This window comes from Sphingopyxis sp. 22461 (assembly GCF_052044915.1).
GTDB lineage: Bacteria > Pseudomonadota > Alphaproteobacteria > Sphingomonadales > Sphingomonadaceae > Sphingopyxis.
The window spans coordinates 146,155-166,364 of record NZ_JBQENY010000005.1; the positions used below are offsets into that span (position 1 = coordinate 146,155).

General features: G+C 64.8%; 17 protein-coding genes. 6 read left to right on the forward strand and 11 right to left on the reverse strand.

Annotated elements, in window-relative coordinates; translation table 11 throughout:
• Positions 1-11: 11 nt before the first annotated feature.
• Both mfd and ACTJI5_RS10200 read right to left on the reverse strand, forming a co-directional pair.
• Complete coding sequence (gene mfd / locus ACTJI5_RS10195) at positions 12-3,590, reverse strand: transcription-repair coupling factor (RefSeq protein WP_440860217.1); 3,579 nt, start codon at positions 3,588-3,590, stop codon at positions 12-14.
• A complete protein-coding gene (locus tag ACTJI5_RS10200; protein WP_058540030.1) occupies positions 3,587-3,847 on the reverse strand; it encodes a succinate dehydrogenase assembly factor 2 in 261 nt (86 codons plus the stop codon). Before ACTJI5_RS10200 ends, mfd begins: the two co-directional genes overlap by 4 nt.
• A gap of 247 nt (positions 3,848-4,094) precedes the next feature.
• Here ACTJI5_RS10200 and recG point away from each other — a divergent pair, with 247 nt between their 5' ends.
• Positions 4,095-6,161 (forward strand): ATP-dependent DNA helicase RecG, encoded by a 2,067-nt coding sequence (recG, locus tag ACTJI5_RS10205; RefSeq protein ID WP_440860218.1) that lies wholly within the window; start codon positions 4,095-4,097, stop codon positions 6,159-6,161.
• 57 nt (positions 6,162-6,218) lie between these two features.
• Here the strand turns inward: recG and ACTJI5_RS10210 are convergent, their stop codons facing one another.
• The gene (locus ACTJI5_RS10210; protein ID WP_058537242.1) at positions 6,219-6,560 is read right to left on the reverse strand and encodes a PilZ domain-containing protein; all 342 of its coding nucleotides are present in this window, start codon (positions 6,558-6,560) and stop codon (positions 6,219-6,221) included.
• Between the two features lie 74 nt (positions 6,561-6,634).
• Entirely contained in the window at positions 6,635-7,861 is a 1,227-nt protein-coding gene (gene tyrS, locus ACTJI5_RS10215; RefSeq protein ID WP_440860219.1) for a tyrosine--tRNA ligase, read from the reverse strand.
• A gap of 41 nt (positions 7,862-7,902) precedes the next feature.
• Between tyrS and ACTJI5_RS10220 the strand changes: the two genes are divergently transcribed.
• The 4 genes from ACTJI5_RS10220 to ACTJI5_RS10235 are packed head-to-tail and all read left to right on the forward strand — an operon-like array spanning position 7,903 to position 11,918.
• A complete protein-coding gene (locus tag ACTJI5_RS10220; RefSeq protein ID WP_058537240.1) occupies positions 7,903-8,451 on the forward strand; it encodes a DOMON-like domain-containing protein in 549 nt (182 codons plus the stop codon).
• Positions 8,448-9,653 carry an exo-beta-N-acetylmuramidase NamZ family protein gene (locus ACTJI5_RS10225; RefSeq protein ID WP_440860220.1) on the forward strand — a complete coding sequence of 402 codons (1,206 nt, stop codon included), beginning with the start codon at positions 8,448-8,450 and terminating at the stop codon, positions 9,651-9,653. Before ACTJI5_RS10220 ends, ACTJI5_RS10225 begins: the two co-directional genes overlap by 4 nt.
• A gap of 11 nt (positions 9,654-9,664) precedes the next feature.
• Positions 9,665-10,657: a hypothetical protein gene (locus ACTJI5_RS10230; RefSeq protein WP_440860221.1), complete on the forward strand. Its 993-nt coding sequence runs from the start codon at positions 9,665-9,667 to the stop codon at positions 10,655-10,657.
• A 16-nt stretch (positions 10,658-10,673) separates the two neighbouring features.
• Positions 10,674-11,918 (forward strand): M24 family metallopeptidase, encoded by a 1,245-nt coding sequence (locus tag ACTJI5_RS10235; protein WP_440860328.1) that lies wholly within the window; start codon positions 10,674-10,676, stop codon positions 11,916-11,918.
• Here ACTJI5_RS10235 and ACTJI5_RS10240 read toward each other — a convergent pair.
• From ACTJI5_RS10240 to ACTJI5_RS10255, 4 genes are all read right to left on the reverse strand, one after another.
• A complete protein-coding gene (locus ACTJI5_RS10240; RefSeq protein WP_440860222.1) occupies positions 11,915-12,763 on the reverse strand; it encodes a DUF817 domain-containing protein in 849 nt (282 codons plus the stop codon). The two genes, ACTJI5_RS10235 and ACTJI5_RS10240, sit on opposite strands and share 4 nt — an antisense overlap.
• Complete coding sequence (locus ACTJI5_RS10245; protein ID WP_440860223.1) at positions 12,756-13,562, reverse strand: lipid II flippase Amj family protein; 807 nt, start codon at positions 13,560-13,562, stop codon at positions 12,756-12,758. The genes ACTJI5_RS10240 and ACTJI5_RS10245 overlap by 8 nt, the downstream gene beginning before the upstream one ends.
• Before the next feature lie 31 nt (positions 13,563-13,593).
• A complete protein-coding gene (locus tag ACTJI5_RS10250; protein ID WP_058537236.1) occupies positions 13,594-14,772 on the reverse strand; it encodes a vWA domain-containing protein in 1,179 nt (392 codons plus the stop codon).
• 87 nt (positions 14,773-14,859) lie between these two features.
• Complete coding sequence (locus ACTJI5_RS10255; RefSeq protein ID WP_439511137.1) at positions 14,860-15,873, reverse strand: hypothetical protein; 1,014 nt, start codon at positions 15,871-15,873, stop codon at positions 14,860-14,862.
• A 161-nt stretch (positions 15,874-16,034) separates the two neighbouring features.
• Here ACTJI5_RS10255 and ACTJI5_RS10260 point away from each other — a divergent pair, with 161 nt between their 5' ends.
• Complete coding sequence (locus ACTJI5_RS10260; protein WP_058537234.1) at positions 16,035-17,432, forward strand: methyl-accepting chemotaxis protein; 1,398 nt, start codon at positions 16,035-16,037, stop codon at positions 17,430-17,432.
• A gap of 145 nt (positions 17,433-17,577) precedes the next feature.
• On the opposite strand, the gene ACTJI5_RS10265 is transcribed toward ACTJI5_RS10260, so the two are convergent.
• The 3 genes from ACTJI5_RS10265 to ACTJI5_RS10275 form a co-directional block, all read right to left on the reverse strand.
• The gene (locus tag ACTJI5_RS10265; protein ID WP_294047949.1) at positions 17,578-18,423 is read right to left on the reverse strand and encodes an AAA family ATPase; all 846 of its coding nucleotides are present in this window, start codon (positions 18,421-18,423) and stop codon (positions 17,578-17,580) included.
• A 125-nt stretch (positions 18,424-18,548) separates the two neighbouring features.
• Positions 18,549-19,220 (reverse strand): DUF6975 family protein, encoded by a 672-nt coding sequence (locus tag ACTJI5_RS10270; RefSeq protein WP_440860224.1) that lies wholly within the window; start codon positions 19,218-19,220, stop codon positions 18,549-18,551.
• Between the two features lie 299 nt (positions 19,221-19,519).
• On the reverse strand, positions 19,520-19,810 hold the full coding sequence (locus ACTJI5_RS10275; protein WP_058537232.1) for a PspC domain-containing protein: 291 nt from the start codon (positions 19,808-19,810) through the stop codon (positions 19,520-19,522).
• Positions 19,811-20,210 lie beyond the last annotated feature (400 nt).

Below are 20,210 nucleotides of genomic sequence, written 5' to 3' on the forward strand. Positions count from 1 at the left end.
AGGGGCGACGATCAAGCCACTTGTCTCGCCAGTTTCCCCAAACCTTTCGATAGCTGCAGCGCGCCGTTGAGGCGTGCGCCGGTGCTGACCCAATCGCCGCTGATCGACAGCTTGTTGTCGGGGCGGATGCGCGCACGGCCCTTCAGCCGCTCGACATAGGCGATCAGCCCCGGGACGTTGGCGAACTGGTCGCCGTGGAAGCTGACGAGCGCGCCCTTGGTGCCCACGTCGAGCTTGGCGATGCCCGCGAGCTTGGCGTTCGCCTTGATTTCCATCAGCTGGACGAGGTTCGCGGTCTCGGGCGGCAGCGGGCCGAAGCGGTCGATCATCTCGGCCGCGAACGCATCGAGCGCCGGGCGATCCTGCGCATCGTTCAGGCGGCGATAGAGCGCCATGCGCAGCGGCAGGTCGGGGACATAATCCTCGGGGATCAGGATCGGGGCATCGACGGTGATGACCGGCGACAGCGCTTCACGCGGCGGCAGCTTTCCGGCGCCCTCGGCCTTGGCGACGAGGATCGCCTCTTCGAGCATCGATTGATAGAGTTCGAAGCCGACCTCGCGAATATGCCCCGACTGTTCGTCGCCGACGAGATTGCCCGCGCCGCGAATGTCGAGATCGTGGCTCGCGAGCTGGAAGCCCGCGCCGAGGGTGTCGAGATCGCCAAGCAGCTTGAGCCGCTTTTCGGCGGTGTCGGTGATCGCGCCATGTTCGGGGGTCGTGAGATAGGCATAGGCGCGCGTCTTCGCCCGTCCGACGCGCCCGCGCAGCTGATAGAGCTGCGCGAGACCAAAGCGGTCGGCGCGGTGGATGATCAGCGTGTTGGCACTCGGGATGTCGAGCCCGCTTTCGACGATCGTGGTCGACAGCAAGACATCATATTTGCGGTCGTAAAAGGCGCTCATCCGGTCCTCGACCTCGGTCGGTGTCATCTGGCCATGCGCAACGACATATTTGATTTCGGGCACCCGGTTGCGCAAAAATTCCTCGATATCGGGCAGATCCTTGATCCGCGGGACGACGAAGAAGCTCTGTCCGCCGCGGTCATGTTCGCGCAGCAAGGCTTCGCGGAGCACGACCGGATCCCACGGTGCGACATAGGTACGCACCGCGAGGCGGTCGACCGGCGGGGTCTGGATCACGCTGAGTTCGCGAAGGCCCGACATTGCCATCTGCAGCGTGCGCGGGATCGGGGTCGCGGTGAGGGTCAGGACATGGACGTCGGTCTTGAGCTGCTTCAGCCGCTCCTTGTGAACGACGCCGAAGCGCTGTTCCTCGTCGACGATGACGAGGCCGAGATTCTTGAACTCGACCGATTTCGCGATCACCGCATGGGTGCCGACGACGATGTCGATATGACCGCTTTCGAGCCCGTCGCGCGTCTTCTGCGCTTCACCCGCTGGAACGAGGCGCGAGAGGCGGCCGATGTTGACCGGGAAGCCTTTGAAGCGCTCGCAGAAATTGGTGTAATGCTGGCGCGCGAGCAACGTCGTCGGCACGACCACCGCGACCTGCACCCCCGCCATCGCCGCGACGAACGCGGCGCGGAGCGCAACCTCGGTCTTGCCGAACCCGACATCGCCGCAGACGAGCCGGTCCATCGGGCGGCCAGACGCCATGTCGGCGAGCACGTCGCCGATCGCGCGGTCCTGATCGTCGGTTTCCTGATAGGGGAAGCGGTCGGCGAAGGCGGGATAGGCGGCGTCCTGCGCGAGCAATTCGCCCGAGCGTAGCGCGCGCTGCGCCGCGGTCGCGAGCAGTTCGCCCGCGATCTCGCGGATACGCTCCTTCATCCGCGCCTTGCGGCGCTGCCACGCCTCGCCGCCGAGCTTGTCGAGGCCGACGCCGTCGCTCTCGCCGCCGTAGCGCGAGAGGACGTCGAGATTTTCTACCGGGACGTAGAGCTTGTCGCCGCCCGAATAAGTGAGCGCGACGCAATCGTGCGGGCTGCTCCCGACGGGGATCTGGGTCAGTCCCTCGTAGCGCCCGATGCCGTGGTCGAGGTGGACGACAAGGTCGCCCACGCTGAGCGTCGCGAGTTCGGCGAGGAAGGCGTCGGCGCTCTTGCGGCGTTTCTGACGGCGGACGAGGCGTTCGCCGAGAATGTCCTGTTCGGTGAGCAGGCTGATCGCGTCCGATGCGAAACCGTGATCGAGGGGGAGGACGACCATCGCGACACTTGTTCCCCTCCCGCTTGCGGGAGGGGCTAGGGGAGGGCTTGTTTCGTCGGCGCGCTTCGCAACAGGCCCTCCCCCGACCCCTCCCGCAAGCGGGAGGGGAGAAGATACGCCCAGCGCCTCCTGCCACGTTTCGACCTGGACCAGCGAAGTGACGCCATGGTCGCGCAGCAACCCCGACAGGCGTTCGCGCGCGCCGCCCGAATAGCTGGCGATGATCGTGCGCCGCCCCTTGCGGCGCTCGTCCGACAGATGATCGGCGACCTTGTCGTAGACGTTGAGATCGGCAGTGCGCTCGGGGGTGAAATCGCGCGCGGCAAAGGTTTCGAGATCGACGACCGTCGCGGCGGGCGGGACATCGAAGGGGGTGACGATATGGATCGGCCGGTCCGAAGAGGCCCCGGCCCATTCCTCCTCGGTCAGATACAGCGTCTCGGGCGCCAGCGGGCGATAGCTGCCCGGCGACTCGCGTTCGGCGGCGACGCGGTTCGCATGATAGTCCGCGATCGCCGCGAAGCGTGTCTCGGCGGTGGCCTCGGTGCGGTGGCCGCGAAGGACGGGGGTCGCGGGATCGATATGATCGAACAAGGTCGCGAGCCGTTCCTCGAACAGCGGCAGCCAATGGTCCATCCCCGCCTGCCGCCGCCCGTCGCTGACCGCCTGATAGAGCGGATCGCCCGTCGACTGCCCGCCGAACAGGTCGCGATACGCCGAGCGGAAACGCTTGATCGTCGCCTCGTCGAGCAGGGTTTCGGACGCGGGGAGCAGTTGCAGCGCCTTGGCGGGGCCGAGGCTGCGCTGGTCGGCGGGGTCGAAGCGGCGGATGCTCTCGATCTCGTCGCCGAAGAAATCGACGCGGAGCCCTGTCTCTTCGCCCGCGGGAAACAGGTCGAGGATGCCGCCGCGCACCGCGAACTCGCCCTGGTCGGCGACGGTGTCGACGCGGCTGAAGCCGTTCGAGACGAGCAGTTCGGCGAGCGCGTCGCGGTCGATCCGCTGCCCCGCGGCGAGCGTCGTCGCGAGCTGGCGGATACGGAAGGGGGTGAGGGTGCGCTGGGTGATCGCGGCGACGGTAGTGAGGATCAGTTCGCCGCGCTTGGCGGGCTGTTGCAGCGCGGACAGCGTCGCAAGCCGGTCGGCGCTGACGCGCATCGACGGCCCCGCGCGGTCGTAGGGAAGGCAATCCCATGCCGGAAAGCGATGGACGATCAGGTCGGGCGCAAAGAAGGGCGCGGCGTCGGCAATCGCCTGCATCGCGGTATCGTCGGTCGCGACATAGAGGACGCGTTTATCACTTGCCCGCGCCAGATCGGCGAGCAGCAGCGGCAGGAAGCCGTCGGCCGCGCGCGCCAGTGTCAGCGGCGCCGACGCCGATCCGATGGCGGCAAAAATGTCGGCGGCGGGCATCGTCATGGCAGCGGGATATAGTCCAGGCGGCGCATCGCGGCGATCATCTCCGGTCGGTCGAGATGCGCGGGCGGCTGACCCGTGCCGAGCGCCCACGCCATGATGTCGACGTCGTCTTCCTCGACAACGGCTTCGTACCAGCTGAGTTCCGCTTCGCTCCATTCGGCCGAATAGCGGTCGAAAAAGCCGCCGATCATATAATCGGCCTCGCGCGTGCCACGGTGCCAGGCACGGAATTTCAAGCGTTTGAGGCGGTCTTGCATCTGGTTCTCTTTTCCCTTCTCCCTTGACGGGAGAAGGATACGGAGCCTTGTCGCGATAGCGGCTAGGCGAAGTTGGAAGAGGGTGAAGCGCTCGCATGGCGAGCGCGCGCTTGCTTTGCAAGCGCATACCCCTCTCCGGCTGCGACTAAGCCCCGGACAGGTCCGGGGCAAGTCTCGCTTTCCTCTCCCGCAAGGGGAGAGGAGAGGTGCAAGTTGGAAAGGCTCGCGCTAGATACCCTGCACGATCATGCGACCCGAGATACTCAATCCGCTCTTTGCCGCGCTCACCGACCTGAAAGGCGTCGGGCCGCAGCTTGCCAAGCCGCTGACGCGGCTGGGGCTGGAGCGCGTCGTCGATGTGCTGTTCCATTTGCCGACGGGATTGATCTCGCGCTTTCCGGTCGATCGGCTCGATCAGGCGCAGGCGGGGCAGACGATCATCGTCGAGCTGACCGCGCAGGATTACCGCGCCGGCCGTAGCCCGCGCGCGCCGTTCGGGGTCGAAGCGTTCGACGATGCGGGCGATCATGTCCGCCTCGTCTATTTCGGGCGCACGTCGGGGCTCGCGCGCAAGCTCTTTCCCTTGGGCGAGAAGCGCCGGGTGTCGGGCCGGCTCGACCTTTATGGCGAGATGCGTCAGATCGTGCATCCCGATCAGGTCGTCGAGCCCGGCGACGAGGCGGGCATCGCCGAGCACGAGCCCGTCTATCCATTGACAGAGGGCCTCACCAACGCGCGGCTGTCGCAGCTGGGGCAGGTCGCGCTCGAACGACGGCCTGAACTCGCCGAATGGATCGACACGCCCTTGCTTGCCAGCCGGAATTGGCCCGCGTGGCGAGAAGCGATGGAGCGTGCGCACGCGAGCCCGCGCGACGAGGCGGCGCGCGACCGGCTCGCCTATGACGAGATTTTCGCAAGCCAGGTCGCGCTGATGCTGATCCGCCAGGGCCTCAGGACGCGCAAGGGCCGCCCGATCGTCGGCGATGGCAGGCTGACCGATGCGCTGAAGCTGCCCTTTGGGCTTACGGGCGCGCAGGAGCGCGTCGGGCGCGAGATTGCGGGCGATATGGCGCAGGACACGCCGATGCTGCGCATGCTGCAGGGCGATGTCGGGTCGGGCAAGACGCTCGTCGCGCTGCGCGCGATGCTCGCGGCGGTCGAGGCGGGGACGCAGGCGGCACTGCTCGCGCCGACGGAGATTTTGGCGCGCCAGCATTTTGCGACGTTGCAGCGGATGCTTGGCGGCTTGCCCGTCAACCTCGCGATCCTCACCGGGCGGGACAAGGGCAAGGCGCGCGAATCGACGTTGATGGGCCTCGCCGACGGCAGCATCGATATCCTCGTTGGCACCCACGCGATCTTCCAGCAGGCGGTGACCTACAGGGATCTCGCGCTCGTCGTCGTCGACGAACAGCATCGCTTCGGCGTCGCGCAGCGGCTGATGCTCACGCAAAAGGCGGCGCGTCCGCCGCATCTGCTGGTGATGACCGCGACGCCGATCCCGCGCACGCTGCAGCTCGCAAATCATGGCGAGATGGACGTGTCACAGATCGACGAGATGCCACCGGGGCGCACCCCGGTCGATACGCGCGTCATTTCGCTCGACCGGCTCGACGACGTCGTCGACGGCCTCGACCGCCATCTCGCGAGCGGCGCGCAGGCCTATTGGGTGTGTCCGCTCGTCGCCGAGAGCGAGGTCAGCGAACTCGCGGCGGCCGAGGAGCGCGCCGCCTTGTTGTGCGCGCGGCTCGGCGAGCATCGCGTCGGACTCGTCCATGGGAGGATGAAGGGGCCCGAAAAGGATGCCGTCATGGCGCGTTTCCAGGCGGGCGAAATCGGCGTCCTCGTTGCGACCACAGTGATCGAGGTCGGGGTCGATGTGCCCGCCGCCAGCCTGATGATCGTCGAGCATGCCGAGAATTTCGGGCTCGCGCAGCTCCATCAGCTGCGCGGCCGGGTCGGGCGCGGCACCGCGAAATCGGTGTGCCTGCTGCTGCGCTCGCAAAATCTGTCCGAAACCGCGCGCGAGCGGCTCGCGTTGATGCGCGATACGAACGACGGTTTCGTGATTGCCGAAAAGGATCTCGAGCTGCGCGGCGGCGGCGAACTGCTCGGGCTCAAACAGTCGGGCGATGCCGACTACCGGCTGGCAACCCCCGAACAGCTGGTGCGGCTGCTGCCCGTCGCGCACGACGACGCGCGGCTGTTCGTCGAACGCGACGGCGGGATGGATGGCGCGCGCGCGGAAGCGGTGCGGCTCTGCCTCTATCTGTTCGAGCGCGACGCGGCGGTGCCGCTGCTGCGGAGTGGTTGATGGCCCCCCTCCCGCTTGCGGGAGGGGGGGAAGAACGTGCCGCTGCTTGCAATGTTCTTAGTTGACGTCGCCCCGTGCACCCATGGCGCGGATCATCGGCAGATAATCTTCGACCGAGATCGACTTGTCGAACTGCACACCCGTCTTGCCGGCGAGCGACCAGACGACCTTCGCCGAGGTGCGGCCGATGATCGGCATGCGGAAAACGACGAGATCGCCGATCTCCAGTCCGCGTTCGAAGCGCATCAGCATACCGTCGGCGCTGATGTTGACGCAGGTGCACATTTCCTGCCGTCCGTCGGGCATGACGAAGGGCAGGCGGCAATAGACGTCGCTACGCGGAGCGATCCGCTGGTCGAGGCCGACATAATGGGCCTTGCTCGTGTCAATCTTGCGCATATTCGTGGACCTTGTTGATTTGGCCATGACGATCCATCCGATTGCTGAAGAAGTCGTAAACGCTTCCCTGCGCCCTAGCGGGTCACAAGGCCATGTCTTTTTGATCCGAGGCTCAGCGGAACGGGGTCCGCGCTGGGCACGATCAGGTGCTGCGGGTCGCGAATGACGACGCCATCGACCTTCACCGCGCCTTCGTCGAGCTTGCGGCGCGCTTCCTTGTTCGAGCCGGCGAAGCCCAGTTCGCGCAGCGCATCGACGACGCTGATCCCCTCGGCGGGCGCGACGGCTTGCGGAAGGTCGCCGCCGATCTGCCCCTTTTCAAAGGTTTGCGTCGCTGTCTCGGCGGCGGCCTTTGCGGCGTCGGTGCCGCGGCACATCGCGGTCGCTTCGTTCGCGAGGATCTTCTTGGCCTCGTTGATCTCCGCGCCCTCGAGCGCTTCGAGCCGCGCGATCTCGTCGAGCGGCAGGTCGGTGAAGAGCTTGAGGAACTTGCCGACGTCGCGGTCGTCGCAGTTGCGCCAATATTGCCAATAGTCAAAATGGGACAGTTGTTCGGGATTAAGCCACACCGCGCCGGCGGCGGTTTTGCCCATTTTGGCGCCCGCCGCGGTGGTCAGCAGCGGAGTCGTCAGGCCGTAAAGGTCGGCGCCATCCATGCGGCGGCCCAGCTCCATGCCGTTGACGATATTGCCCCACTGGTCGGATCCGCCCATCTGCAGCCGCACGCCCCTGTCCTTCGACAGATGACGGAAATCATAGCCCTGCAGGATCATGTAATTGAATTCGAGGAAGGTCATCGGCTGTTCGCGCTCGAGCCGCAGCTTGACCGAATCGAAGGTCATCATGCGGTTGATCGTGAAGTGGGTGCCGACTTCCTGCAGCAGCTCGATATAGCCGAGCTGGCCGAGCCAGTCCTGATTGTCGACCATCACCGCGTCGGTCGGCCCGTCGCCGAAGCTGAGGAATTGCTGAAAGATGCTGAAGATCGACGCGATGTTCGCCGCGATCGTTTCGTCCGACAGCATCTTGCGGCTTTCGTCGCGGCCCGTGGGGTCGCCGATCCGCGTCGTCCCGCCGCCCATCAGCACGACGGGCTTGTGCCCCGTCTGTTGCAGGCGGCGCAGCATCATGATCTGGACGAGGCTGCCGACATGCAGGCTGGGCGCCGTCGCGTCGAAGCCGATATATCCCGGGACGACTTGTTTGGCGGCGAGCGCATCGAGCCCTTCCGCGTCGGTCGTCTGATGGATATAGCCTCGCTCGTCGAGCAGGCGCAGCAGGTCGGATTTGTAACTGGTCATAGCGGGCGGGCGCTTAGCATGGGGTTTGATATTTGGATAGCATGCGCAGGGAATTGATCTGTCACCCCGGCACCCCGGGAAAGGCCGTGCGCGCCGTCGCGGTCGAGGTCTCGCTGTCGTTCGAGGACGGTTTTGCGCTGCGCTTCATCGTCGATGGCGCGATCGCCGCGCTGGTGCTGCCCGACGGGCAGGGCGAACTCGTCATCGCCGACAGCGCGACCGATGGCCTGTGGGAAAGCACTTGCTTCGAGGCATTCCTGACCGAAGAGGGCGAGCCCGATTATACCGAGTTCAACTATTCGCCCGACGGCCGCTGGGCCTGTTACCAGTTCGACGATTATCGCTCGCTGCTCCGCACCGACGACCTTGCGCCCTGGGAAATGGCGGCCGAGAAGGGCGATCAAAGCTATGCGCTGCGCGTCGAGCCCGGCATTTTTCCCGACAATGGCGCAAAATTGGCGCTGTCGGCAGTGATCGAGGAGCTTGACGGCACCAAAAGCTATTGGGCGCTCGCGCATCCGCCGGGCAAGCCCGACTTCCATCATCCCGATTGCTTTGCGCTCACGCTTGGGGCACCCGACGCGGCATGACTGTTCACTTCGGTATCGACCGCCTGCTCGCCGATCCGGCGCTTCGCAAACCGCTCGAAGGCCAGCGCGTCGCGCTGCTCGCGCACCCCGCTTCGGTCACCGCCGACCTGACGCACAGCGTCGATGCGCTCGTTGCCTCGGGGCTCGACATCACCGCAGTGTTCGGGCCGCAGCATGGCGTTCGCGGCGACCTTCAAGACAATATGATGGAGTCGCCCGACTTCACCGATCCGACCTATGGCATGCCGGTGTTCAGCCTCTATGGCGAGGTGCGGCGCCCGTCGGGTCAGTCGATGCACACGTTCGACGTGATGCTCGTCGACCTGCAGGATCTCGGCTGCCGCATCTACACCTATGTAACGACCTTGCTCTACATCCTCGAAGCCGCGGCGCAGCATGGCAAGGCGGTGTGGGTGCTCGACCGGCCGAACCCCGCGGGGCGCCCGGTCGAAGGCACGCGGCTTCTGCCCGGCTGGGAAAGCTTCGTCGGCGCGGGGCCGATGGTGATGCGTCATGGCCTCACGATGGGCGAGATCGGGCACTGGTTCATCCGCCACTTCGGGCTCGATGTCGATTATCGCGTCATCGAGATGGAGGGGTGGGACCCGAAAGGCCCCGGCTTCGGCTGGCCCACCGACCGCGTGTGGATCAACCCCAGCCCGAACGCCGCGAACGTCAACATGGCGCGCGCCTATGCCGGCACGGTGATGGTCGAGGGCGCGACCTTGAGCGAGGGCAGGGGCACGACCCGTCCGCTCGAGCTGTTCGGCGCGCCCGATATCGACGCCAAGGCGGTGATTGCCGAAATGCAGCGCCTCGCGCCGCAATGGCTCGGCGGATGCAAGCTGCGCGACATCTGGTTCCAGCCAACCTTTCACAAGCATGTCGGCCAGCTCAATAGCGGCGTGCATATCCATGCCGACGGGCCGTGGTACGATGACGATGCGTTCCAGCCGTGGCGCGTGCAGGCGCTGGGATTCAAGGCGATCCGCAGCCTCTATCCGGACTATCCGATCTGGCGTGGCAAGGATTTCAAATATGAATATACCGACGATGTGCTCGCGATCGACGTGATCAACGGCGGACCGGGCCTGCGCGAGTGGGTCGACGATGCGGGTGCAGATGCGGGCGATCTCGACGCGCTGGCGCTGCCCGACGAGGCGGCGTGGCGCGAAGAGATCGCGGATTTGCTGATTTATTGAGGGGCGAACAAATGCTGACGATCTGGCGGCGAAGCTTGGCGGCTGCGATCAGCATTGCCCTTGCATTCCCGATCGCAAGCTGCGCGGCCGAGCCGTCAGCCGCATCCTTCGTCGAGCGTGAGATCATTACGCTGCCGTTCCCCGGCGGGACCGATATCGAGCGTCTGAAGCAATCCCATCGTGATGTCGTCGGCCTGCTGCGGAAACGGGCAGCAGAAGAAGCGCGCGACTCAAAATATCAGCCTCATGTCGGCGTTTATACCGTTTTTCCTGCCAACCCTGCGCGCCCGCGGACCATCATTGGCGCGGTGACACCCCGCAAGGGTGTGTTCTACGCCGTGCCTTATGGCCATTATGTATCGCTGGACGATTACAATAATGGCCGGATCGAGATCGATGTGTGCCGAATGGAAATGCGATGGGACCGGCTTCCGGGCGGGCCGATCGCGCCGGGGTTCGTCTGGGCGCGTATGTATATGCCGGACCTCGATTGCAAGTTGCCGCCGGCCGACCAGTTGGCCCTGCTGGATGAGTGGAAAAACCGCAAGGCAAGGCCGGACTATATCGTCGAAGACAAGGTTTCGGCAGGCGGTGTCAGCGTTACGCTGATCCGGGAAGTTCGGCCGAAAGGCTCGGCATATCGGCCCTACGATGCCGTTGCGGCGTCGGCGAAGATGATGAAAGCCGGGGATGTTGTGACGTGGGCGATACCGTTGATCGAGGATAACGAGACCGCATCGGTCGTTGCGACGCGGCGCGGACGATTGTTTGCCTATTTTTCCGACGGAATTTACGCGCGGGACTTCCAGGACCTGATGTGCGTTGCCGATGGACTGTCATGGGCCGATATCGTGGCAGAGCCGGGCCTGCTCGGGACGGAGACCGCCCGGCGGTTCTGCCAAGACCTGATGAGGCAATATAGTGATAGCCGCAGCGAAGAGATGCAGCGCATCAATGAAAAATTGCCGCCGCCCTTAAGTATACCCATGACGCCCCGAAACTGACGGAGAGAAAGCAATGATGCAGCGACGGCAATTTCTGGGCACCGCGGCGATCGGCGGACTGGCGGCGACTTTGCCCGCGCCGGCGTTCGCCGCCGATACGGCCGGCCTTCCCAATCTCGCCGCCAAGGCAGTGCCGATCGGCAAGGCCGAGCGTGTGGCGCGGATCGCCAAGGCGAAGGAGTTGATGCGCGCGAACGACATCGGCGCGCTGTTGATCGAGCCGGGGTCGAGCCTCATCTATTTCACCGGGGTCGAATGGTGGCGCAGCGAGCGGCTGACCGCCGCGGTGCTGACGCGCGAGGGTGAGGTCGCGATCGTGACGCCCTTTTTCGAAGAACCGTCGGTGCGTGAGAGCCTGGGCGTTGAGGCCGAGGTGCTGACGTGGAACGAGGATGAGAATCCGCTCGCCGCGGTCGCCGCCTGGCTCGGCAAGCGCGGGCTGGCCAAAGGAAAGATCGGCGTCGAGGAAACGGTGCGCTATTTCGCCGTCGATGGCCTCGAGAAAGCGATGCCGCAGGCGACCGTCGTCAACGGCGCGCCCGTCGTGCGCGGATGCCGGATGCACAAGTCGCCCGCCGAAATCGCGCTGATGCAGATCGCCGCCGACATCACGCTCGCCGCCTATCGCCACACCGCGCCGCGCGTCGAGGCGGGGATGACGCCGTCCGACATCGGGGCGATCATGAAGGCCGCGACCATCGCGCTTGGCGGCAAGAGCGAGTTCGAGCTGATCCTGCTCGGCGAGGCGAGTGCCTATCCGCACGGGTCGGGCAAGCCGCAGGCGGTGAAGAACGGCGAGGTCGTGCTGATGGACTGCGGCGCCACCGTCCATGGCTATCAATCCGACATCTCGCGCAGCTTCGTTTACGGCAAGGCGAGCGCGCGCCAGCGGCAGGTATGGGACCAGATGCGCAAGGGGCAGGACGTCGCCTTCGCCGCAGCAAAGCTCGGCACGCCCGCGGGGCAGGTCGATGACGCGGTGCGCGCCTATTATGAGAGCCTCGGCTGGGGCCCCGGCTATAAGCTTCCGGGCACCTCGCACCGCACCGGTCACGGGATCGGGCTCGACGGGCACGAGCCGGTCAATCTGGTGCGCGGCGAGACGACAAAGCTCGCGCCCGGCATGTGTTTCTCGAACGAGCCCGGCATCTATATCCCCGGCGAGTTCGGCATCCGGCTCGAGGACTGTTTCTATATGACCGACAGCGGACCCAAGTGGTTCAGCGAGCCGCCGCCGTCGATCGACAAGCCGTTCGGTTAATCGGGCGCCCTCGGCCGCTGGACGAGGCTGACGAGCACGAACGAAATGATCATCAGCAGATACCAGCTGCCGAGCTTTTCGACGCCGACCATGTGCCAGCCGTCGTTCTGGCTCGGATAGGTCCAGGCGCGCGCGAAGGTGCCGATATTTTCGGCGAACCAGATGAACAGCGCGACGAGCCCCCAGCCGACGAGCAACGGCATGCGGCGGTGGATGTGGAGCGGGCGGAACCACACCTGACAGCGCCAGAATAGCAGCGCGGTCGCGGCGAAAAGGAACCAGCGGATGTCGTATACCCAATGGTGCGCGAAGAAATTGACGTAGATCGCCGCCGCCAGCGCATAGCTCGCCCAAACGGGCGGATAGCCGGTGTAGCGGAAATCGAAGATGCGCCAGACGCGCGCGATATAGCTGCCGACCGCGGCATACATGAAGCCCGAGAAGAGCGGGACGGCGCCGATGTGGAGCAGGCTCGCCTCGGGATATTGCCACGATCCCGCGGCGGTCTTGAACAATTCCATCACCGTGCCGACGATGTGGAAGATCAGAATGACGAGCGCTTCCTTCGGCGTCTCGAGCCGGAAGGCGAGCATGCCGAGCTGGATCAGCACGGCGCCGATCGTGATCGCGTCATAGCGGTGGAGCGGCGCGTCATCGGGCCAGAAAAGATGCGTGCCGAGCAGCAGCGCAAGCATCAGCGCGCCGAACAGGCATGCCCATCCCTGCTTGAAGCCGAAGACGAGAAATTCGAGAAACCAGCCGCGCGGCCCCGGTGTGACCGCCAACGCCTCCAGCCGCGCTCGGACGGCATGGAAGCGGCTGTGGCCGCGCTGCGTGTCAGACATGCACGGCGACGTAAGCGATCAGCAGCGCGGCGGGCAGCAGCAGCGCCTGCGCCAGGACCGTGCCCGCGAGGCGGCTCAGCGAGATCAGCGTGATCGCGCGGCGGAAATCGGCCTCGTCGACTTTGCCCTCGACCGCATCGTCGGTCATCACCGACAATTGCGGGTCGATGAAGGCAAACAGAAGGATCGTCGCAAAGCCGTTGATCAGCGCCGAGAGCTGCGACGCGGTGACGCGAAATTCGGGAGCGAGATAGCCGGCGTAAAGCGACGCGACGACGCCGACCGCGAGCAAGGATTGCGCGAGGCAGTTCGCGATGAGGACGCCCCAGCCAATCCCCTTGGGCATGCGCCAGCTCTTGAGGTGCGACAGGCTGGGGAGGGTCAGCGAGCGGCCCAATGTGCGCAGGCCGCTCGGGCTCGCGGCCTTGAGCGCAAGCTTCGTCGTTGATCGGTTGTTCTGATACCAGCCGATCGCCACCGCAAACATCCGCTGCCCGGTGGGCACCAGCAGGATGCCGACCAAGGTCGCGACGCTCGCCGCCGCGAGCACGAGCTGCATGTCGATGAAGAGCTGGGCGCCGCTGCCGTCGTGGATGCGCGTCTCGATGCGCTTGGCGAGGAAAGGGCCGAGGAAGCTGTTCGAGGTGCGCGAGAAGAGCACGAGGATGTTGAACAGCGCGAACGACATCGCGATGCGCCGCGTGCGGACCCCGGCAATGCGCGCGGCATAGGCAAGCGCGCCGATCAGGTTGATGAAGCCGGTGAGGAGCAGGATGGTGACGAGGGGGAGATCGATCATCTTCGCGCCCCTACACCCCGCCCACGCCGCGTCAATGCTTTCGCGTCAGCTCGCGCATCGCATCGTCCAGCCCGGCGAGGCTGAGCGGGTACATGCGGTCGTTCATCAGCTGTTTGATCAGCTTCACCGACTGGGTGTATCCCCAATGCGCCTCGGGCACCGGGTTCAGCCACACCGCGGCCGGATAGACATGGGTGATCCGCTGGAGCCAGACCGCGCCCGATTCCTCGTTGAAATGTTCGACGCTGCCGCCCGGATGGGTGATCTCATAAGCGCTCATCGACGCGTCGCCGACGAAGATCACTTTATAATCATGGCCATATTTGTGGAGGATATCCCACATCTGATGGCGTTCGGACCAGCGGCGCTTGTTATCCTTCCACACGCCTTCGTACGGGCAGTTGTGGAAATAGAAGAATTCGAGATTCTTGAATTCGGTGGTCGCGGCGCTGAACAATTCCTCGCAGAGCTTGATGAACGGGTCCATCGATCCGCCGACGTCGAGGAAGAGCAGCAGTTTGACCGCATTGCGCCGTTCGGGGCGCATCTTGATGTCGAGCCAGCCCTGCCGCGCGGTGCCGTCGATCGTGCCCGGGATGTCGAGCTCGTCCGCCGCGCCCTCGCGCGCGAATTTGCGCAGGCGGCGCAGCGCGATCTTGATGTTGCGGGTGCCGAGCTCCTTGGTGTTGTCGAGATTCTGGAACTCGCGCTTTTCCCAGACCTTCAGTGCGCGCTTGTGCTTGCTCTCGCCGCCGATGCGGACGCCCTCGGGGTTATAGCCCGAATTGCCGAAGGGCGAGGTGCCGCCGGTGCCGATCCACTTGCTGCCGCCTTCGTGGCGCTTCTGCTGTTCTTCGAGCCGCTCTTTCAGCGTCTCCATGATCTTGTCCCAGTCGCCGAGCGACTCGATCGCGGCCATTTCCTCGGGCGTCAGGAATTTCTCGGCAACCGCTTTCAGCCAGTCGGCGGGGACGTCGACCGGGTTCTGGCCATAGTCCGAGATGATGCCCTTGAAGACCTTGTTGAACACCTGGTCGAAACGGTCGAGCAGGCCCTCGTCCTTCACATAGATCGCGCGGCTGAGGTAATAGAATTGCTCGGGGCTGCGATCGATCACCTCGCGGTCGAGCGCCTCCAGCAGCATCAGATGCTCTTTCAGGCTGGCGGGAATGCCCGCGGCGCGAAGCTCGTCGAGAAAGCCGAAAAACATGGGGTAGGCGTATCGCGTTCGCGCGGCGCGTGCAATCACTTTACGTGAACGTAAAGCTGTCCCCGCCGATGAATATCGGCCCGAACCTCAATCGGGCGCGTAGGCGGCCGCATCGGCCGGCGCGATGAAGGCCGATGTCTCGGGATGCGCGACGAGGCCGTCGACCGTCGCGGCGAATGCTTCTTCGTTGGGTTTGCCAGCAAAGAAGCGGACGACGCCGCTTTCCTTCTTCGCCGACCACGACAGGCTATAAAGCGGCGCGCGCGCGGAAATCCGGCCGAATGCCTCCGCGAACAACGGTGCTATCTTTTCGTCGAGCGGATAGAGCGTCCAGCGTTTACCGCCCGCTTCGCGCGCATAAATGGGCTCCGCCGCATCGCCCAGCAACGCCTTGCCCTGACCGCTCGCGACGATCTTCGTCAGGAACATCTCTGCCATATGGTTGTTGAAGGGCATTGCCTGCTCACCGTCGCAGGCCGAACCGTTGCAGGCGCCGTTCGCGGCGAGGATCGATGCCCAGGGAAGCGCGCGGACGAAGGCGTCGATCTGGCCCTCCTCGGCGGGTTCCTTCGATGCCGGGAGCGTCGCTCGCACTTTCGCGGTCCATTTCCCCAATTCGAAGAAATAGAGATATTCGAGCAGGGTGTCGCCGCCGATGCCGACCTTGTAGGTGGCCTTGAAGCCCCGCAGCTTCTGCGGTGCTTCGATATCGAAGGGGCCATCGGCCCACAGAAATGTCATCACGTCGCGGCCATGGCCGAGCGAGGCAATCGCCCCCTTCAGCCGATGCTCGGCAAGATCGCCACGCTGGAACAGGAACGCCGAAATCTCGGTCGAGGCCGCTTCGCGCTTCAGCCGATAATGCAGCATGACGTCATTGCCATTGTCGACCGCCATAAGGCTGGTGCGCTGAAAGCCGTCGATGCTTTCGGAAAAGACGGTGCCCGTCGCGATATGGGTGATCGGCCCGCTCGTTTCGCTGCCCGACCAGATTGCGGGGTCCGCGGTACGGATGATGCGATGTCCGCCGACCATTTCCTGCGCCCCTGCGGGCAGCGCGGATATTGCGGCGACCGCCGCCAGAACCGGCCAAAGACGCATGATATTCCCCCCGTATTCCCCAACAGCCCGTCCGAAGGCGTAACGCGTCGCCGGGCGGTGTGCAATGCGCCTTCGATCCCGCGATCGGGGCCGCGAAATTGACGCCGCGTTAACCATTGTCCGCCATATCTCCTCGATCATTCAGGGACGTGGGCAAGCCAATGAAATATGATCCGATCAATCCGGCGGCGCAGATACTCGACCAGTCGGTCGCAAGCGACTGCGGCGAGCTTGCCGTCGGGTGCAGCGACGCCGCGGGGCGCATCGAGCGGGCGACCGATCAGATGGATCGCCAGATCGCCGAACTCGGCCGGCTCGAGGAATATGTCGTCAGCCTCGAGGCCGACCAGCGCCAGATCGCCGATTCGACCGACGAGGCCAAATTGCTCTCGGCGCGCGCGTGCGAACAGCTCGACACCGGCGCCGAGCGCGTCAACGCCGCGGTCTCCGAATTCCGTTCGGTGATCGACCTTGTCGCGCGGCTTGGCACGCATGTCACCAATTTCGCCGCGGTGATGGAACAGGTGCAGCAGGTCAGCCAGTCGATCGAACAGATCGCCAAGACCACGAACATGCTCGCTTTGAACGCCGCGATCGAGGCCGAGCGCGCCGGCGATGCCGGCCGCACCTTTGCGGTCGTTGCCGCCGAGGTGAAGAAGCTGGCGCAGAACACGCGCGGCGCGACCGACGAGATCCGCCGCAGCATCGGCAGCCTCGCCGCTGAAGCGAGCGGGCTCGTGACCGAAATCCAGTCGGGGGTCGAACAGTCGAGCCGCGCCGAGGCGCAGTTCGAGACGATCACCGACGCGCTCCACGACGCGACGCACCTCGTCGCGCTGCTCGACGACCAGAGCGACCGTATCGCGCAATCGAGCGCGATGGTGCATGCGAATGGCGCGAAGGTGCGCGAGGCGCTCGACGGCGTCGTCACCTCGGTGCGCGATAACAGTTCGACTTTGGTCGGCACGCGCGATTCGATCCTGTCGATGGAGCATGTGTCGAACCGCATGTTCAACGCGGTGATCTCGGCGGGCGTCTCCCCTCAGGATTCGGCGATCGTCGCCCTGGCGGCGAAGGTGCGCGACGAATTCGTCGGGCTGGCCGAACGTGCGGTCGCACATGGCGAACTGTCGATGGAGCAGCTGTTCGACACCGATTATGTGCGCGTGCCGAATTCGAACCCCGAACGTTTTCGCACGTCACTCTGCGACTGGGCCGACGCGCACTGGCGCCCGCTGTTCGACCGCATCGTGGCGCAGCATCCCGAGATCAAGATGTCGTCGGCGGGCGACATGAACGGCTTTCTGCCGACGCATATCACCGAATGCTCGCGCGCGCCGACCGGCGAACTTGAGCATGACACCGCGCATTGCCGCAACGGCCGCATCCTCTATGACGGGGTCGACGCCGCGGCGAAGCGCAGCACCGCGCCCTTTTTCATGACGGTCTATCGGCAGGAAGGCGACGGCATCAATTATGTGACCGTGCGCAACGTCTATATGCCCGCGATCATCAACGGCCGCCGCTGGGGCGACGTCGAGGTGGCGTATCAGCTTTAATTAGATCCTCCCTGTCGCGAAGCGATGGGGAGGGGGACCGTCCGCGAAGCGGATGGTGGAGGGGCCGCGACGGTGCGCCATTGGCCCCTCCGTCAGCGCTTCGCGCTGCCACCTCCCCATGGCTTCGCCACAGGGAGGACAAGAATCAGCTACCCTGACGGCGCGCCATAAACGCCAGCTTTTCGAACAGCATGACATCCTGCTCATTCTTGAGCAGCGCGCCATGGAGCGGCGGGATCGCCTTGCCGACGTCGCGGTTCTGCAGGACTTCGAGCGGCATATCCTCGTTGAGCAGCAGCTTCAGCCAGTCGATCAGCTCGCTCGTCGACGGCTTTTTCTTGAGCCCCGGGACGTCGCGGACTTCGTAGAAGATGTCCATCGCGCGGCTGACCAGCGTCTTCTGGATGCCCGGGAAATGGACGTCGACGATTTCGGCCATCGTGTCGCGGTCGGGGAATTTGATATAGTGGAAGAAACAGCGGCGCAGGAAAGCGTCGGGCAGTTCCTTTTCATTGTTCGAGGTGATGACGACGATCGGGCGTTCCTTCGCGGTCACCGTCTCGTCGGTCTCATAGACATGGAAGGCCATGCGATCGAGTTCCTGGAGCAGGTCGTTCGGGAATTCGATGTCGGCCTTGTCGATCTCGTCGATCAGCAGCACGGGGAGCTTGGGCGACGTGAATGCCTCCCACAATTTGCCCTTGCGGATATAGTTGCGGATGTCGTGGACGCGCTCTTCGCCGAGCTGGCCGTCGCGCAGGCGCGCGACCGCGTCATATTCGTACAGGCCCTGCTGCGCCTTGGTGGTCGACTTGATGTTCCAGGTGATCAGCGGCGCGTCGAAGGCCTTGGCGATTTCTTCGGCGAGCACGGTCTTGCCGGTGCCGGGTTCGCCCTTCACGAGCAAGGGGCGGCGCAGCAAGGTCGCGGCGTTGACCGCGACCTTCAGGTCGTCGGTGGCGATATAGGCGCTGGTGCCTTCGAAACGCATCGGCTCTTTCCCTTAACGTGAACGTCAAGCTGGCATAGCGGGGCGAGGGGGAGGGTGCAAGCGGACGCTTCTTCTCCCCTCCCGCTTGCGGGAGGGGGGACTTATCGCGTCGAGTTGCTCGTTATTTACGGATGCGCCCGGCTTGCCGCCCGCACGGCCATCAGGTCCCACAGGCCGCTGTGCTGGGTGATCAGCTGCTGCGCACCGAACACCATTGCGCGCTCGACCGCTGGGGTATCGGCGACCGTGGCCGCGAGCCGCGCGGTGTCGCGGAGGTCGGGGAGGGTGCAGGTCGGTGGGCTGAGGTCGAGCCGCAGCGCGCTGATGTCGAGCAGGACGCGGATCGTCCGCCAGTCGAGCGTCAGCGCGATCGCGGCGCCCAGCGCGCAGCCGTGGCGGTCCGACTCGGCGAGCATGTCGATCGCCTTGCGCTGCGCGGCGACCGCGGCTTCGCACTGCGCCTGCCCCTGGGTGCTCGGCACCGGGCCGACCGCCGAGGCGATCTTGGTCAGGAAGGCGCGTTCCTGGACGAAAGCGTCGGCCGCTTCGCCCATCCACCGGCGCGACGCGGGGTCGACCGCCTTGCGCGCGGCATTGTCGATCACGCCGGGATAACGGCCGTGGAGCAGGCAGAGAAAATGCACCGCGTCGGCGAGGTTGCGCATCGCTTCGGGCCCGCTCGACAGTGCGCCCGAGCGGACGTGCGGATGCGCGCCGGTGCCGTCGCTGGCGACCAGCGCATCGAGCAATTCGGCGACGCCGCGCGTCTGTGCTTTGGGCTGGGGCGACTGGCTCAAGGCTTGATCCTCGCTGTGGCGGGGCGCCGGAGCCCAAGCCAATGGAATTACAGCGATCGGTCATAGATCAACGTCGTAAACGACGCGTTTATGCGCGGCGATTGATTTGCCTCCGATTTGCCCATGTTTGTTCCAGCCGGGGACAAAAGCGCTCGGGGATCAAGGCAATCGGGAACAAAAAAGCAAAGGGACCGGCAAGCCCCGGGGAGAAGCTTGCCGGTCCCATCTATGGCGCCAGTGGACGCCATAAAGGACGGGGTTGGCCGGACTTGGAGGGAGAGAGCGTCCGGCCGTTCCGCTTAAGCTGCGAGGGCGAGTTCCCCGGCTTTTTCAGCCTGCGGCGCGGCGACGTCGATCGCGTTCGGCGCGGGCTGGACCGCCGCCTTGGCGGGGAAGATCAGGCGCGATGCAAGGACGACCAGGCCAAGGGCGAAATAGCCGATGAAGGTCTGGACCGGGAAGAAGAAGAGCGGCGCGACGAAGGCGAGGCGCAGCCACAGCGGGTTGAAGCCAAAATCCTGGCCAACGGCCTCGCAGATACCGAAGAAGGTATCGCGGCGGCGGAAGAGGTTGGTGGTTTCGTTTTCCATCTTTTTTGTCTTTCCCTTTGGCTGCAGGCACTGCCCCGCGCCGATGCCGAATGCATCGCAAAGGTCGTGCCAATTTTTGCGAGCCCCAGATTTCCGAGCTTTTTTATATCAGCCGCGTTGGGCGGCCTGCTCTGGATCGTGAATCAATCCCATCTTGTGGGAATGATTGCCATTTGATGGGTGGCGCCTGAACGGCTGATGAAGCCCCCGCATCGCGTAACGAGCGCTATCTGGTGGGCAAATATGAAGATTAAAAGATCAAGGAGCAAAAAAATTGTGCAGCGCAGCATTTGGGCGTGGCTGGTCTCAACCTGAAGGGACTTATCAATCATCGTCACCCCGGACTTGATCCGGGGTCCAGCTTGAAGTCGAAGCCAGTCGGTGGCTCAAAAAGCGGGAT